Source organism: Sedimentibacter sp. zth1, from assembly GCF_017352195.1.
Classification (GTDB): domain Bacteria; phylum Bacillota; class Clostridia; order Tissierellales; family Sedimentibacteraceae; genus UBA1535.
Window position 1 is genome coordinate 1,306,974 of the sequence record NZ_CP071445.1, and the last position, 17,458, is coordinate 1,324,431.

Consider the following 17,458-nt stretch of genomic DNA (forward strand, 5'->3'; position numbering starts at 1 on the left):
AAGTTTATTTTTTTGTGTAGCATAAAAATTCTATGTATATTCATATACTATCATATTATAAAAATGTTTGCACGAGTTTTTTGAATTCTTTTATGTAAAAAATTATTTTGATTTTTTGCCTTGATAACTTTCACGTTTTGTCATTTTATCTTCTATTTCTTCTTTTATTTTCCACCAGCTAGTTCCCCAATTTACAAAAAGTGAATTTTCCTTTGGAGCTCTACCAATCAATCGCTGTACTATAATATTTTTATCCAAATATTCTAAAAATATTATAACTCTTTCAATGTAATCATCCTTTGATAAAAGTGTAATTTCACCTTTCTTGAGTAGTGTACCCATAACAGTATTTTCTATTACATATAATGAATGTAATTTTACCTGTTCAACATGCAAAGCAGACAAAATTTTCGAAGTTTCGACAACATCATCCATATCATCATATGGCAAATTTAAAATTAAGTGTGTACAAATTTCAAATCCATATTTTTTTATTCTGAGAACAGCATCAATAAATTCAGCAAGTGTATGACCTCGATTTATCTTTTTTAAAGTATGATAATTTACTGTTTGAAGACCAAGTTCTATTGATACATTAATATTATTTTTTTGCCTAAATTCACTTAAAAAATCTAAATATTCATTACTTACGCAATCTGGTCTCGTAGAAATAGCCACTTCTACAATATTCTGAATAGCAGTTTGATTTACATATTCTTTAAATTTTTCAAGCTCTAAATATGTGTTTGTATAATTTTGAAAATAAGCTATATACTTATTAGCCTTGTACTTTTTTTTAATATACTCCATGTTTTTTTTGAGTTGCTGTTCTACAGACAATGTATTCTCTAACATTTCAAATCCAGTTCCAACTTCTGCACAAAATGTGCATCCACCTACTCCTAAAGTACCATCTCTATTAGGACATGTTACTGGTATATTAATTGGTAACTTATAAACTTTCTCACCGTACTTATTTTTAAGATATTTTGAATATTCATTATATAATTCACTCATTTTTTTCGCCTCTGTAATTTATTTTTCATAATTTTAACTAATTTTGCAATTTTGCAATTTTTTTCGTAATTTTATATAGCATTATTTTTATAAAATTTCAAACAATATAAGTAGATAATAAAATATTATATTGGAGGTTAAAAATGCATATTAAACAAGGTTTAGTCCCAACCGTTTTAGGTACAGCTGTAACTGCTACAGGTCTTGTGTTAAGAAATTCTATACCAAAGGTGTATAGTAGTGGAATAGTTGGTTATGGTCTAGCACACATAGTTTTAGGTTCAGTAGATATGATTCATGAAAAAGGTAATCATAATACTGCCAAACAATTTAATAAAGTATTAAATGCTTTTAAATAATTTTATTAAATAAGGACGTTGTAAAAACCAACGTCCCTTTTACTTTGCTAAACAATTATGATATACAATAAAGAATAAATACCTGCCAAACCTATAAGTATATATAAAATTCTACCTACGAGTTTGTTTTTACCTCCAAAGAATTTATCAATTAAGTCAATCCCAAACAGGCCATACAATCCCCAGTTTAATGCTCCAATAACTATTAATATAGAAGCAAGTGCGGTAATCAATCTCATTTTATTATCCCCCGTTACTTTTTTATTATATTATATTAGCATAAGTAGATAATATGATTAATATTTTATTACCTTTTCTATTCTTATTAAATTTTGTATATCATTATCAATATAAGACGATACCTTTTTATTTAAATCATAAGACATATTATACCCTTTAATAGGGAATCTAGGTGACTTAATTATTTCCGAAACATTTCTAAGAACAAGATTCTTTTCAAATACTTTTTCGTATTCATACTCAATCTTCTCAAATATATTTTTTGTGTTTTGCAAACACAGCATAGATAAATTATATATTACATCCTTACTAGCACCATCCATAAAGCTTGGTGTCACATATGGTAGTATATGGTTTATTGAAGGTATTAAATTGTTTTCAAGACTTTCAAAACATTTTACTGTATAACCTCCTATAAATGGGTATAACATACTTTCCTTAAGCCATAATCTAAGATTAGGTATAAAATAAGCATATTCTACTTTTCTATCCTGCATATCCATTAAATCTTTTCCGCTACTTGATAAAATCGCAACAATAATTTTTTCTACATTAATATTTTTGCTTTTTAATATTTTATCTATACCTTTTATTTCATTGCCATAGTGAAGAATATCATCAGCTAAAATTATTGGTCTGTTAAATGATTTTATTGTGTCTATCTGTCTCTCTATACTAGCATATGAAGGAGACTCTAAAACATTAAAGTTTCTCATATCATAGTTATAGTATTTCTCAACATGCAATGATTTTGTTGCTGTGTTTGGTATATATTTTCCTTTAAGTATATTGCCATATGGTACACAAATATAGTCTCCAATACCTTTACCATTTTCGATTGTCTCAACATTATTAGAATTACATATCTGCTCTACAAGAGCAGAATTAAGCATATTTACATCAAATGAAAGTACTAAACTATTTGGATATAGTTTAGTTAAAAATTTTTGTAGTTTTTTCCTTGATTGTTTTACTGTTTCTTTAATCTCTTCATTTAGCATCAAAGGTTCTTTTATAAAATTTTCTATATCTAATGTTAAACATACTGGAAATTTCATATCAACAGCATAAATATCCTTCTTAAAATCTCCTACCTCTAACTTAGAAAATCCATGTAATTCTAATTCTTCATATATTTTTTTACTATTATAATTTAAAAGTGTATTGTAATATAATGCATATGTAAAATCATTTTTTAAGCAATACGACAAAGTTTCAATTAACAATATTTGCTCTAAATTGTTTACCGATGTTGATGGATTACTATACAAGCCATCTATAATTATTATTTTACCAGATGTGTTTTTTCTTACATAATTTGCAATATCAACATTTCTAAACTCACTAAACAAATCTTTAAGACTAATATGGTGAAATGCTGAAAACCCTATCAATTTATTTGAAGTATTATTTTCCCTAATAACCAATAAACTTATGTTTTTACTAGATAATTCTTCGCCAATATTCTCATACAAATCAGTATACATAAATATATAGCGACCTATTTCATCAACGATATTCTTACTTAAATCATTTATTATCTCTACATTAAATGTTCTTTGACTAACTGGCTTTTTATTTATATTTTCTCTTTTATACAAACATTTATCTTGAATATATTTCAATACATTTGTACTTACATAATTACTATTAGCATTATTTCTTAAAATATTTATATTATTTACTATTTCATTTTGCACATGATATACTGTTTGAAGTTCAATATATCTGCCTTTAATTTTTTTCTTTATATCATTATATTCATCTATATAATTTTTATCGTTATTTTCATTTCTATATATTAAATATTCATAATTTATAAAAGTATTTCTATTGGATTTAATCTTATTCTGACAGTTCTCAACAAGAGTATCACTATCAATAACAATTTTAAATTCAGTACTATTCAAAATTTTACTCAATAGCTTTAAATCATCAATATTCAAAATATTTATAGAAATATCACTTGGAAATATAAATACGTTAAATTCATCTGCTATTGACATTCTAATAATTTCTTTTCTTATATCAAAAGATTGTAAATTCTTTTTCCAACTAAATTCATCCATTGATAAATATACATCATACCCTAAATCTGTTATTTCTTTAATGATTTTTTTATGCTCTAATGAAAAAGGGTTAAAGATGTTGCTGAAAAAAGCAACTTTATTATTAGATATTATTTCGAGATTCCCATATTTTAAACTATAATTTATAATAAATTGATATATATAATTAAAACTTACTGCGCTGCTAAAAATAAACCTGTTATCATCACTCAATTTCAGTAAATTTAACACTTTTTTGATAATATAATCAAAAATAACTTTTTTATCAATATAACTTAATACATCAGAATCAAAAATTTGACTACCAATTAAAGAAATTGTATAATTTCTAACATGTTCACTACTATTTATCAATCCACTTGTTATTATGCCTAAAACCTTTAGTAATCTTTGATTATAATCACTTACACTTTCATCAAAGTTTACTTTGTATTCACTATAATATTGCAGAATAAAGCCAAGTGTTTGCAATGCTAATGAGCTTACATTTGGGTTTGATTCATTATATAACGTATTTATTTCTTCAATTAATTCATCAAGCTCTTTAGGATGTAATAGTAGAGAAAATCTTCCTAAATAGTAAGGTATGTATTTTGAAAAATCAAGTTCATTTATCTCTAGTCCTTTTAACAATTCAACTGATATTTCATTTCTCTGATCTATTGATAAATAAGTACCAATACTTAAAAGTACTTTTCCTGCTTTATTTCTTACTATTTCCTTTGCACTAACTTTTACTAAATTGCATAAGTGTGCTGCTACATGCAAAAGTACAACTTCATGAGCATCTTTTATTGCATCTATAAGAAAATCTATATTTATAATCTTCTCTAACCAATATGTTGCTGATTTTAAATTTTTTAAAAATATTTCTGATATATTTTTCCTGTTTTCAGACATAAAATTATTGTATTCTACTTGAATAGAATCAGAATAATCAATTAATAATTTAATATTATATTTTAAATAGTTTATACTTACATTTGTTTTATCTGTTATCTTATCAATATGAATTATTATTTTTTCATAACAATCACTTAATACAACATTTTGCTTTAATGCATAGTAAATAAAATTAAGCAATACCAATCTTAATTCATCATTACATTTATCTATATAATAATACACATAATCAAATATCAATTTTAACTGATACTTAGAAAATAATTTCAAATCTATTGATTGTAACACCAACAATAGCATTAAAGATGATGATTGATTATCGTTTACTTTATCTAAGTAATTCAGCATACATTGCAAATACTCTCTTTTATCATTTATTTCTATTACTTTTAAGTTAGATATAAATGATTTTATAAAATTTCTAAAACAAAACACTAATTCATCGTTATCACTTTTATCATCAAAGAGCATTAATTTAATATATTTGTCAAACAGTGTATAACTTAATCTATGCTTAATTTCAACTAAATCTTTATTGATATTATAAAATTCAAATAATGCAATCATTTTTCCTAGAAGGTTAGCTGAAATTTCTTTTATTTCACCATCTGTATTTTTTATCAAATAATAGGATAAAATTATTAATTCTTTCCTCTTGTCTTTGTCTAAATATATAGCATATTCATTAAAAACATTTAAATACATTTTTACTGTTTCTTTTGAATTACATATTTTCATACTTTCAAGTATATCATTAAATTTTTTACTATCATTTAAAATAATCATAATTTTTGCATTATTGCTTAATGAAATATTTTTAACATATTTAACAATATCATTACCAGTTAAAAGCGCAACATATTTTTCACTTATAATTGTACCATCAAAATCAAGACTATCAATATTAATACCACAACTAGATAAAAATCCTTCAAAATCATGTATTTTTATCCTTATATTATTTTGCAAATCTTTATTCGATATATTAGATAATACTTCATCACATTCACTAACAGATTTAATTACTGCTAAATCATTTTTGCAACTAAGCCTAAATTTAGAATATATAAGGATTTGAGATTCTATTGGGATATGTTTCTTCATCAAATCAGGTAAATCCTTATTTATAGAAATATTGCCTATATTATATAATTTATATTTTTCAAACCAATAATTAATATAAAAATTTTCATTTTCAATATTATCACAGTTTATCAGTGCTAATTCACCTAAATACTGACCAATTATAGTTGCATATAAATTACCCGTATTTACTTCAATATTTAATGATTTTAATACATTGCATAAATTTTTGCATATATTCAAAATGCCATTTATATTAGAAATAACATCATTTTTAGTAAGTTCATGGTTTAATAATATAAGTTCATATATATAATTATTTTTATAAACTTTCACAAATTGATTATACTCCTCACCCGAAGCATCACATATTTCATCGCATAAAATACTACTGTTAAATGATTCTTCTGCACTTTCATCCAATTTTTCTAAATATATAAAAGTGGTTTTTAATAATTCTAAATATATTAAAACAGCATTGTCGTATTTTGGATCTAATTTTGTAGAAACTAAATTTGGAAATGATTTATTTAAAATGAATTGATATATATAATCAAGCTCAATATTCGCAAAGGACAAATCCATCAATGAGTATATCACAGATACTAATTCTCTTATATCAACACAAGTAATATTATTTTTAGAAATTATAAAAGATAATTTTGTGATAAAAGTTCTATTTAATAACGATGATTGCATTTTCTCTTCTGTTACATTAATTCTGTTGATGAACTCTTTATTTGTCAATTTTTTTAATATTTCTTCATGCAATTTGGTTAACGAAATTTTATTCATTTTCTCACTTCCATCTGTTAATTTCCAAGTTTTATATTAACAGTATAACATTGAGATTAATAAAAAACAAGAATTTACAATTAAAAAATGTTTTCTAAAGTCAAGCATTCATTTCCTCTTACTTTTATAATCAAAGACATTAATTGCTCAATTTCTCCCAATGAATAAACTGTACTGTTCACCTCTATGCTTCTATATAATTTATTTATTGATGCTCGAATACTATCAATATCCTCTTGATGAACAAAAAACACCCATACTTTTTCAATTTTATCCCACTCGCTCATAATTTTTACAGTAAGCTCATACGCTTCATTATATTCATTTTGCAATACAAAATCTGATAACATGTCTAGATTAGTGGAAAAAAATTCATATGCACTACTAATAGAAAAGTAATAAAAACAAAACCAAATTGATATTATAATTATTAAACACAACAATGATATTAAAATATATTTCATATTATTTCTCCTAAATTTTTCTTTATTAATATATAGTTTTCATCTTCATCTACATATCCATAAATAACATCTTTAAGCTCTAATTTATTTTTCTCTAATGCATTATTTAATTTTTTATTAGATAACCTAAATTTCTCCATATTATCATTTGATATTTTCCCATCAACAACAATAGAAATAGGTAATCTTTTACATTTATTGGATTTTATATCTTGATTTGCTATTACACTTATTTGCCCATTAGTCTCCATTATCAAGTAATCTATATCTTCAATGTTAGTAAAACCTTTTAATCTTATTTGACCTAATATATCATTTACATTTACTCTTAAATCTCTCATTTTTTTTAAATTGAATTTTCCATGTGAAACTAATATACTAGGATTTCCAGATAAAAATCGTCTTGCTTTTGAACTTTTTAATGAAATAAATGACGTAAAACACTGTAAAAACATAAGTGTTACAATTGCTGTTATACCATGAGAAATAGGTGAGTTTAAATCTTCAATAGGCATTGCTGCCAATTCAGCTATCATTAGTGAAATCACAAAATCAAATGGCTCTAGCTCGCCTAATTGTCCCTTGCCCATTATTCTTAGTGAAAACAAGACAACTACATATAAAACTACAGCTCTTAATAATACTATAATCATATTCTATCTCCAATCTACATACTATTTATTACCATAGTTTTACCTAAAAAAAAAAATCTATAACATTTGTTATAGATTTCATCACTTATATTATATTAGCTAACTTTTCCCTTTAAAATTGTTTTAATCTTTGCAAATATCATTCTTCCAGCTGCAGTTTGCAATACACTTGTTACAGTAACAATAACATTAACGCCTATAAATTTTTTACCGCCTTCAACTACAATCATTGTTCCATCATCCAAATATGCCAACCCTTGATTTGATTCCTTACCATCTTTAGCAATGGTAATATTCATTTCTTCACCTGGTAAAACAATAGGTTTAACTGAATTAGCAAGTTCATTTATATTTAAAACTTTTACACCTTGAAACTCAGCAACTTTATTTAAATTAAAATCATTTGTTAGAACTTTTCCACCAAGCTCTTCTGCCAATTTCAAAAGTTTAATATCAACCTCGACTTCATCCTCAAAATCTCTAGTTTCTATTATAACTTCTATAATTCCTTCTTTTTGTAAATGATTAAGAATATCAAGACCTCTTCTCCCTCTGTTCCTTTTCAACGAATCCGAAGAATCAGCTATATGTCTAAGCTCCTTTAAAACAAACTCAGGAATAACCAAAGGTCCCTCCAAAAATCCTGTTTTACATATATCAGTAATTCTACCATCTATAATTACACTAGTATCCAATATTTTAGGATAAATACCCGATTTAGAGGATTTTGAATTTTTAAATTTAAATCCGTTTTTCTTGAAATTCAAAGCACCAAATAATACGTCTTCCTTTTTCATAGTTGCAATTCTTATACCCAAATATCCTAGTAATATATATAAAAGAGACGATATAATAACACCTATGTAAGCAATTTGTATACTTAAAAAAGGTTGACTAATCAAATATGCAATAATAAAACCAAAAATCAAACCTATTGCACCATATATAATTTCACCAGCAGAATATTTTAGTATTTCTTTTTCTAAGCTATTTGCAATTTTAGCAATAATACTTATTATTATGGGAGTTAAAAAATAAAAAATAATTCCAAAAACAGCACCGCTGACTGCTATAACAACTTGCTTTTGCCAAACGATGCTTAAATTGCTAATCCCAAGTTTATTGATAAAGATTCCAATAAGAACTCCTAATACAACTCCTAATAATGAAGTAATTATCCTAATAATTCTTTTTAGCACTAAATCCACCCCCTTTCTTTCTAATTAAATGTTATATTTATCATATTGTGTAAACATTAATTATATCTTAAATATAGCATGATAATACTAAATTATTTTTTCAATCACATCATCTAAGTGCTCTGAAACAACAATTCCATCTTCATCTGTTGATAACGCTATCTCGCTTATAAGCATTTGCTTTGCGTTTACAAGCATTTTCTTTTCACCAGTAGACAATCCTTTCTCTTTATCCCTAAAGGCTAAATCTCTTACGACATGTGCTAATTGAAAAATATCACCAGTCCTCATTTTTTCCATATTTTCTCTATACCTTTTATTCCAATTAGCAGTATTTTCTTCTGCTTCCTGCTCAAAAACTGATAAAACCTCTTTTACCTTATCTTTATCAATAATATTTCTCAAACCCATTCTATTAACATTATCAACAGGTATCATAAGTTTAATTTCTCCTATTGGCATCTTAAGTATATAATATTTTCTGATTTCACCAAGAATTTCTTTTTCTTCGACTGATTCAATCTTACCCGCCCCATGCATTGGGTAAACTACCTTATCACCTAAATTATACATTGCACTACCTCCTATTATTAGTATAAACTATAATTGTTAAAAAGTCAAATACATAATTATATACTTGACTAACGAACTTGTCAACATATTTTTACACATTGGTTTCGTTTTTCAAAATGGTTATAAAAAAACCATTTTATATTACTATACCCAATATTTCTGTTAATATTTAATAATTATTTATATATTTTGTTTGACATTAATGCTTGTCAATGCTTATAATTTAACTAAGGGGATTTATAAATTTTTAAATAAAATATGTAGAGGAGTATACTTATGTCAAGTGAATGTTCAAATTTTCAGGAATGTGTATCTAATGTTCAATTTAGGAATAAAAGTATTCTAGATATTTCATCTAAATTAAGTGAGCAAACAGCCTTACTAAATAGAGCACTAGTAAAATCAGCTACTTATTGTGGTTGTATTAGCATTAATGCACAAAAACAAATAATTGATAACAATAAATCAATTGATGAAAATAGAAAATGTCTAAAAAGTCATATAGAAGGACGTCTATGCGAAAAATGCAAAGAAAAAATTGAAGAAGAAATGGGTGATGTACTTTATTATTTAGTTTCATTATGCGATGCACTTGATTTAGAATTAGATGAAGTTATGAAGCAAAAACAAAAATATATTAAAACTTTAGGAATTTACAGTTTACTATAATATATATAATAGAAGAGCTATCAAAATAGCTCCTCTATTACTTGATTTATATTATTAGCACTAAATAATTTGATTTCTTTTACTTCTTTAGCTGCCTTGAAATTAGCTTCTGGAATTATTGCTTTTGTAAATCCCATTTTTTGTGCTTCAATTAGCCTATTAGTTATCGAATTTATACCTCTTATTTCACCTGTAAGTCCTATCTCTCCCATTATGATAGTTTGACAATTAATTGGCTTTTCTTTAAAGCTTGATGCAATTGCACAAACCACAGCTAAGTCACTAGCAGGTTCTTTTAATTGAAGACCACCAGTTACATTAATAAAAATATCACAATTTTGCAAAGTTAATCCTATTTTTTTCTCTAAAACAGCTATTAAAATTGCTGCTCTATTATTATCAATTCCAGTAGTTATTCTTTTTGAAAATCCTACTGGAGAATAACTTACAAGTGATTGTATCTCAAGTAACATTGGTCTTGTTCCCTCAAGTGCTGCCGTTACCACGGTACCATACGCATCCTTAGGTCTACCATCTATAAATATTTCAGATGGATTGTCTACCTCTACAAGTCCTTTATCTCTCATCTCAAATATACCGATTTCATTTGTAGAACCAAATCTATTTTTAACTGCTCTTAGTATTCTATAAGAAAAATGTCTTTCTCCTTCAAAGTAAAGCACTGTATCAACCATATGCTCAAGAACTCTAGGCCCAGCAATATCACCTTGCTTTGTAACATGTCCCACTATGAATGTAGCCATTTGTTTTGATTTTGTAATTCTCATAAAAATTGATGTTATCTCTCTTACTTGACTTACGCTTCCCGGGGCTGAAACAATTTCTGGACTATATATAGTTTGTACTGAATCAAGAATTAAAATATCAGGCTCTTCTCTATCAATGAAATTCTTGATTACCTCTACATTTGTTTCTGATAAAATGTATAATTCTCCACTTGATACACCTAGCCTATCAGCTCTTAACTTTATCTGTTCTGCTGATTCTTCTCCAGACACATATAATACTTTTAAGTCTTGTAACGACGCATTGTTAGCAACCTGTAATAGAAGAGTAGATTTGCCTATTCCAGGGTCACCGCCAACCAGTATCAATGAACTTTTAACAATCCCTCCTCCTAAAACCCTATCTAATTCTTTGATGCCTGTTTTAACTCTTGATTGAATAATAGTAGCTATGCTATCAATTCTTTCAACTTTTCCTTTGTTACTCAATCCTCTTTGATTTTTCACGTCTTTTGCTTTAATATCAAGCTCTTCAACAAATGAATTCCACTCACCACATGATGAGCATTTCCCCATCCACTTTGGGCTTTCATATCCACAGTTTTGGCATACAAATTTACTTTTAACCTTAGCCATATGTTTTTCTCCTATTTATTGTACATCTTATATATAGTTAATTATACCATTTTATTATAAATTTTAAAAGAAAATAAAATGTTTAATAATAAAACAAACCAATTTAGTGCTTAAATATTAATATTTTTAATATCTATATTAATATTTTTAATATAGATATTAATTTTTTTAATATTAAGTATTGACAAATTAATTTTATGAACATATAATGTAAATATAATAAATAATATTAATTAATGGTTTAATATTTGGAGGTGGAAGTAATGGAAAATGATATGTTAGAAATTTTGAATAACGTATCCAATAAAAAATGTAATGTTGACAATGCTATAAAAAAAATTAGCAACATTACATTTAAGGAAAATATTGTTTCAAATGACAAAATTCAATATGCTAAAAAAATAAAAATATATATAAACGTAATTGATGATAAAAAAGACGGTAAAAGGTTGAAAATTAATTTACCAGCTATTTCATTAAAATTTTTAAAACGAGTTGGTATGTTTGGCATTAAGATAGCATCTAAATATTCAAAGAATGATAATAAGAATAGCAATCAAAATGAACATATTAAAAACATGAGTTTTAATGATTTAGAAAATATAAAATATGTATTTGATGCACTTGTGATGTTACCTCCATTTGAAATTATAAATGTAGATTCAAATGATGCTAAAGTACACATTTACACATGTTAGGAGGATATAATGAAAAGAGACGTAATTGGAAAATGCCCTATTTGTAACAATGAATTAATAGTTACAGAACTGTCATGTAAATCCTGCAAAACGAAAATAAGTGGCGAATTTTTCCTAGACAAATTTTGCAGACTAGATAAAGAAAAAAGGTATTTTGCAGAAATATTTATTAAAAACAGAGGTAATATTAAAGAAATTGAAAAAGAGTTAGGTATTTCTTATCCCACTGTCAGAAAATTATTAGATGAGGTAATTATTGCACTTGGATATAACACAAAATCAGAACCTAGTGATTCTGAAAAAAACGAGGTACTTGAAAAGCTTAGCAAAGGTGAAATTAGTTCAGACGAAGCATTAAAATTAATAAGTGATTTATAAAAAAAATAAAAATCTTGGAGGATATTAAAATGGAAGAAAAATTAACAATTTTAAAAATGGTTGAAGAAGGAAAAATAACAGTAGAGGAAGCTTCAAAATTATTACAGGCAATCGAAAACAAAAAAGAAGAGTTAAGTCTTGTTACTACTAACGAAGGTAGAACTGCAAAATGGATAAAAATAAAAGTTTTTGGTTCAGACGATAATACTAAAGTAAATGTAAATCTACCAATTGCTTTGGTTGACATAGCTTTCAAAATAGCAAAGTCAAGCGATAAAAATTTCGATGTAAATCTAGGTAATTTAAATGTTGATATCAATGATGTTATCAAAATGATTCAAGAAGGTGCTGAAGGTAAAATAGTAGATATTGAATCAGAAAATGGTGACAAAGTAGAAATAGTTGTTGAATAGATAAACATCAAAATTATTAAAAAAATACTCCTTCTTAGTAAATACTAAGGAGGAGTATTTTTTTGCTAAATGTAAATTTATATATTAATTGTTTAGTTATATTAAACACATTAATTAGTTGTAGTAACTATTTATATATAAAATATCCAAATTTTAATAATTTAATCTTGACATTAATATGACACATATGTATAATATTTTCGAACGTTAAAGTTTAATAAATATAAACTTCGTGTTTAATATTAAATACATTTTTAACAAAAAAAGAAGTAGGTATATATGATGAATATAGGAAATAAAATCAAAAGACTTAGAACTGCTAATTTTTTGACGCAAGAAGAACTTGCTGATAGGTGTGAATTAACAAAAGGATATATATCTCAATTAGAAAGAGATCTAACCTCGCCTTCTATAGCTACGTTAGTTGATATTCTAGAATGTTTGGGCACCGATTTAGCAAATTTTTTTAATGAAGCTGCTGAAGATAAAATCGTTTTTAAAGAAAAGGATATTTTTGTAAAAGAAACAGATGATAATTATATAATTAATTGGCTAATACCAAATGCACAAAAAAATAAAATGGAACCTATACTTGTTGAACTAGATAGCTATAGTAAAACTAAATTAGAAACGCCACATGAAGGTGAAGAATTTGGATATGTACAAGCTGGAACTATTATACTTCATTATGGACATGCACTTTTTAAAGTGAAAAAAGGAGAATCTTTTTATTTCAAAGCAAATAAAAATCATTTTATTGAAAATACTGGCAAAAACACATGCAAGATATTATGGGTAAGTTCACCCCCAAATTTCTAATTAGGAGTAATTTATGAGCAAAAAAATTATTGAACTTAAAAATATAACAAAGAAGTTTGATGGAGAAACTATATTAAACAGTATTAACCTTTATGTACGGGAGAATGAATTTATAACATTTCTCGGACCAAGTGGATGTGGAAAAACAACTACGCTTAGAATAATAGGTGGATTTGAAACTCCTACTGAAGGTAACGTTTATTTCGACGGACATGTAATCAATACACTACCTCCATATAAAAGACAAATAAATACTGTGTTCCAAAAATATGCGCTTTTCCCACATATGGATGTGTTTGAAAATATAGCTTTTGGTTTAAGAATTAAAAAAATAAACGAATCAATTATAAAAAACAAAGTAGAAAGAATGCTTTCACTATTTAATATGAAAAAGTATGCTAAAAGAACTATTGATTCATTGAGTGGTGGTCAACAGCAAAGAATTGCTATCGCTAGAGCTTTAGTTAATGAGCCTAAGGTTTTATTACTTGATGAACCATTGGGTGCTTTAGACTTAAAATTAAGAAAAGAAATGCAAACTGAACTAAAAAATATGCAACGCCAACTTGGCATAACATTTGTTTATGTTACTCATGATCAGGAAGAAGCATTAACAATGTCAGACACTATAGTTGTTATGAATAATGGTATTATTCAACAAATTGGCACTCCTATAGATATATATAATGAACCAGGAAATGCTTTTGTTGCTGATTTTATCGGAGAGAGCAATATAATAGATGGAATAATGATAGATGATTATGAAGTAGAATTTCTAGGTAAAAGATTCAAATGTGTTGATACTGGTTTTGGTAGAATGGAAGAGGTTGAAGTTGTTATTAGACCTGAAGATTTAGTTATAACTGAAGTATCTTACGGCATGTTAACCGGTATAGTTAAATCAGTTACATTTAAAGGTGTGCACTATGAAATGATAATTGATATTTCTGGATTTGATTTTATGGTTCATAGTACTATACAATCACCAATTAATTCAACTGTTGGATTATCTTTAACACCTGATGATATTCATATTATGGTAAAAGGAGATAGATAATGAAAAACAAATCTAAGTATTATGCATATCCATATATAGTTTGGATAATAATGTTTATTTTGTTGCCTGTTTTCCTAGTTTTTTTATATAGCTTTACAAAGAAAAATGTAGGAGGAACTGCTAATATTTCATTCACATTAGAAAACTATAAATTGTTTCTCAATACCATGTATATACGTATTTTGCTTAAATCATTATTACTAGCAGCCGTTTCAACTATACTATGTCTACTTATTGGTTACCCTGCTGCCTATCTAATTTCAAAGGCACCAATATCAAGAAAAAGCACAATGCTGTTTCTTTGTGTAGTTCCAATGTGGATGAACATGTTATTAAGAACATATGCTTGGATGACGATACTTGGTAATAACGGTATTATAAATCATTTTTTAATTAATATTGGTCTTCCAAAGTTAAGCTTATTATATAATGATTTTGCTGTTGTACTTGGTATGGTTTATAATTTTTTACCTTTTATGATTTTACCTATATATACTGTATTAAGCAAGCTAGACAATAGTTTAATACAAGCTGCTGAAGATTTAGGTGCTAATAGTAGAACTACTTTTAAAAAGGTTATATTTCCTCTAAGCATGCCTGGTGTTATAACAGGTATTGTTATGGTGTTTATGCCTGCTGTAAGCACATTTATAATTCCAAGGCTCTTAGGTGGTCAAAAAGATTTCTTTATCGGAAGTTTGATTGAAAATTTATTCTCTGTTGGCTCAAACTGGAACTTTGGTTCTGCAGTTTCTATAATAATGATGATAATTATATTAATTTCAATGTCTATAATGAATAAATTTGATGTGGATAAAGAAGGAGGTGCTGGATTATGGTAAAAAAACATCTATCAAGGTTTTATATGGCACTAATTTATATATTTCTATATGCACCTATTATTGTATTGGTTATTAATTCGTTTAATGGCTCAAAAACACAGGTTAATTGGGGAGGTTTCACTTTAAAGTGGTATTTTGAACTTTTTCAAGATAGAAATATAAAAACAGCACTCTACTATACAGTTATAGTTGCAGTACTCTCTGCGATTATTTCTACTGTTTTAGGTACTATGGCAGCCATAGGTATTCACAGTCTTAAGGGTAAAAAGAAAGCATTGATTGTAAATGCTAACTATCTACCTATAGTTAATCCTGATATAGTTACTGGTGTTGCCTTAATGATTTTATATTTGTCATTCAATGTACATTTAGGATTTAAAACGATGTTGTTATCACATATAGCATTTGGCACACCATATGTTGTATTATCAGTTTTACCTAAATTAAAGCAGCTAAATGTTCATTTGTCAGAAGCTGCCATGGATTTAGGCGCTACACCATTTTACGCGCTTAGAAAGGTTATTATTCCCGAAATAATGCCTGGTATTATTACGGGATTTTTAATGGCACTAACATTATCTATCGATGATTTTGTTATCAGCTTCTTTACTACTGGAAATGGTGTTACTAATCTTTCAATAGTAATATATTCAATGGCTAGACGTGGAATAAAACCGACTATTAATGCTTTATCAACATTAATGCTAGTAAGTGTCTTAACATTAATGTTAATAATAAATAGTAGAAAAAATTCTACTAAAAATAAAAAAATTAAACGTAACGGAGGAAACAATTGAAAAAGAAAATTTGCTTAATTCTTGTATTAACATTGGTATTATCTGTGTTTGTAGGATGCTCAAATTCTGACAAACCAACTTTAAATGTTTTAAACTATGGAATCTATATGGATCCAAGCCTTGTAACGCAATTCGAAAAAGAAAATAATGTTAAAATTATATATGATGAATATGCTGCACCTGAGGACATGTATACAAGGGTTAAAGCCGGAGGAACAGATTATGATGTAATTATCACCGGCGAATACATGATTGAACGTATGGTAAACGAAGATATGCTTGCAGAACTTGATTTTAATAATATACCAAATTTCAAATATGTTGGAGAAGAATATAAAAACCAACCATATGATAACGAAAACAAATATGCTGTACCTTATTTTTGGGGAACATTAGGTATTCTTTACAATAAAGAAACAGTAGATGTTTCATCAAATAGTTGGAATATTTTATGGGATGAAAAATACAAGGACCAAATTGTTATGATGGACAGTCAAAGAGATACATTTGCAGTAGCTCTTAAGTTACTTGGATATTCATTGAATACTACTGATATAAATAAACTTGATGAAGCTAAGAGATTGCTTATAGATCAAAAACCTTTGGTTATGGCATATGTAGTTGATAGAGCTGGCCAAATGATTTCAAGTGGTGAAGCTGAGTTGGGTCTTGTATGGTCAGGCGAAGCAACAGTTGCAATGCTTGATGATAGTGAAAGAGATTTAGGATTTATAATACCCAAAGAGGGTAGTAATATTTGGATAGATGCAATGTGCATACCTAAAACTTCCAATCAAAAAGAATTAGCAGAAAAGTTTATTAACTTTATTACAAGTAAAGATGCTACTTTAAAGGATATAAATGAAGTAATGTACTCAACAGTTCATACTGAAGCAATAAAGGAATTACCAGATGAGTTAAAAAATAATAATGCCTATAATGTGCCTTCTGACGAAGTTAAAAATCTAGAAATGTTCAGAGACTTAAAAGATGACATAAAACTATACAATACAAGATGGACTGAGGTTTTTGGTAAATAAAAATAGAG

At 26.7% G+C, this 17,458-nt stretch carries 18 protein-coding genes; 10 read left to right on the forward strand and 8 right to left on the reverse strand.

Features of this window, described 5'->3' with window-relative positions; all coding sequences use genetic code 11:
• Positions 1-102 precede the first annotated feature (102 nt).
• Positions 103-1,017 (reverse strand): TIGR01212 family radical SAM protein, encoded by a 915-nt coding sequence (locus tag JYG23_RS06565; protein ID WP_207237688.1) that lies wholly within the window; start codon positions 1,015-1,017, stop codon positions 103-105.
• A gap of 143 nt (positions 1,018-1,160) precedes the next feature.
• On the opposite strand from JYG23_RS06565, the gene JYG23_RS06570 reads away from it, so the two are divergent.
• Positions 1,161-1,376, forward strand: coding sequence for an asparagine synthase (locus tag JYG23_RS06570; RefSeq protein WP_242631648.1), 216 nt, complete (start codon positions 1,161-1,163; stop codon positions 1,374-1,376).
• A 47-nt stretch (positions 1,377-1,423) separates the two neighbouring features.
• Here the strand turns inward: JYG23_RS06570 and JYG23_RS06575 are convergent, their stop codons facing one another.
• The 6 genes from JYG23_RS06575 to JYG23_RS06600 all read right to left on the reverse strand — a co-directional run bounded on the left by JYG23_RS06575 (position 1,424) and on the right by JYG23_RS06600 (position 9,355).
• A complete protein-coding gene (locus tag JYG23_RS06575; RefSeq protein ID WP_207237689.1) occupies positions 1,424-1,615 on the reverse strand; it encodes a DUF378 domain-containing protein in 192 nt (63 codons plus the stop codon).
• Positions 1,616-1,672: 57 nt separating this feature from the next.
• On the reverse strand, positions 1,673-6,466 hold the full coding sequence (locus tag JYG23_RS06580; RefSeq protein ID WP_207237690.1) for a hypothetical protein: 4,794 nt from the start codon (positions 6,464-6,466) through the stop codon (positions 1,673-1,675).
• Positions 6,467-6,546: 80 nt separating this feature from the next.
• A complete protein-coding gene (locus JYG23_RS06585; protein ID WP_207237691.1) occupies positions 6,547-6,930 on the reverse strand; it encodes a DUF4363 family protein in 384 nt (127 codons plus the stop codon).
• Positions 6,927-7,583: a DUF421 domain-containing protein gene (locus JYG23_RS06590; protein ID WP_207237692.1), complete on the reverse strand. Its 657-nt coding sequence runs from the start codon at positions 7,581-7,583 to the stop codon at positions 6,927-6,929. The genes JYG23_RS06585 and JYG23_RS06590 overlap by 4 nt, the downstream gene beginning before the upstream one ends.
• Before the next feature lie 95 nt (positions 7,584-7,678).
• Positions 7,679-8,782 (reverse strand): PIN/TRAM domain-containing protein, encoded by a 1,104-nt coding sequence (locus JYG23_RS06595; RefSeq protein WP_207237693.1) that lies wholly within the window; start codon positions 8,780-8,782, stop codon positions 7,679-7,681.
• Positions 8,783-8,869: 87 nt separating this feature from the next.
• Complete coding sequence (locus JYG23_RS06600; RefSeq protein WP_207237694.1) at positions 8,870-9,355, reverse strand: CarD family transcriptional regulator; 486 nt, start codon at positions 9,353-9,355, stop codon at positions 8,870-8,872.
• 276 nt (positions 9,356-9,631) lie between these two features.
• Here JYG23_RS06600 and JYG23_RS06605 point away from each other — a divergent pair, with 276 nt between their 5' ends.
• Positions 9,632-10,024 (forward strand): MazG nucleotide pyrophosphohydrolase domain-containing protein, encoded by a 393-nt coding sequence (locus JYG23_RS06605; protein ID WP_207237695.1) that lies wholly within the window; start codon positions 9,632-9,634, stop codon positions 10,022-10,024.
• Positions 10,025-10,044: 20 nt separating this feature from the next.
• Here JYG23_RS06605 and radA read toward each other — a convergent pair whose 3' ends face one another.
• Positions 10,045-11,406, reverse strand: a complete 1,362-nt coding sequence (radA, locus tag JYG23_RS06610) for a DNA repair protein RadA (protein ID WP_207237696.1) — start codon at positions 11,404-11,406, stop codon at positions 10,045-10,047.
• Positions 11,407-11,669: 263 nt separating this feature from the next.
• Here radA and JYG23_RS06615 point away from each other — a divergent pair, with 263 nt between their 5' ends.
• The 8 genes from JYG23_RS06615 (at position 11,670) to JYG23_RS06650 (ending at position 17,450) form a co-directional block, all read left to right on the forward strand.
• Positions 11,670-12,104, forward strand: coding sequence for a hypothetical protein (locus JYG23_RS06615; protein WP_207237697.1), 435 nt, complete (start codon positions 11,670-11,672; stop codon positions 12,102-12,104).
• Between the two features lie 9 nt (positions 12,105-12,113).
• Positions 12,114-12,482, forward strand: coding sequence for a DUF2089 domain-containing protein (locus JYG23_RS06620; protein ID WP_207237698.1), 369 nt, complete (start codon positions 12,114-12,116; stop codon positions 12,480-12,482).
• 29 nt (positions 12,483-12,511) lie between these two features.
• Positions 12,512-12,895, forward strand: coding sequence for a hypothetical protein (locus JYG23_RS06625; RefSeq protein WP_242631649.1), 384 nt, complete (start codon positions 12,512-12,514; stop codon positions 12,893-12,895).
• 282 nt (positions 12,896-13,177) lie between these two features.
• Positions 13,178-13,714 (forward strand): helix-turn-helix domain-containing protein, encoded by a 537-nt coding sequence (locus tag JYG23_RS06630; protein WP_207237972.1) that lies wholly within the window; start codon positions 13,178-13,180, stop codon positions 13,712-13,714.
• 13 nt (positions 13,715-13,727) lie between these two features.
• Entirely contained in the window at positions 13,728-14,771 is a 1,044-nt protein-coding gene (gene potA / locus JYG23_RS06635) for a spermidine/putrescine ABC transporter ATP-binding protein (protein ID WP_207237699.1), read from the forward strand.
• The gene (locus JYG23_RS06640; RefSeq protein ID WP_207237700.1) at positions 14,771-15,613 is read left to right on the forward strand and encodes an ABC transporter permease; all 843 of its coding nucleotides are present in this window, start codon (positions 14,771-14,773) and stop codon (positions 15,611-15,613) included. Before potA ends, JYG23_RS06640 begins: the two co-directional genes overlap by 1 nt.
• The gene (locus JYG23_RS06645; protein WP_207237701.1) at positions 15,607-16,410 is read left to right on the forward strand and encodes an ABC transporter permease; all 804 of its coding nucleotides are present in this window, start codon (positions 15,607-15,609) and stop codon (positions 16,408-16,410) included. Before JYG23_RS06640 ends, JYG23_RS06645 begins: the two co-directional genes overlap by 7 nt.
• On the forward strand, positions 16,407-17,450 hold the full coding sequence (locus tag JYG23_RS06650) for a PotD/PotF family extracellular solute-binding protein (protein WP_207237702.1): 1,044 nt from the start codon (positions 16,407-16,409) through the stop codon (positions 17,448-17,450). The genes JYG23_RS06645 and JYG23_RS06650 overlap by 4 nt, the downstream gene beginning before the upstream one ends.
• Positions 17,451-17,458: the final 8 nt, after the last annotated feature.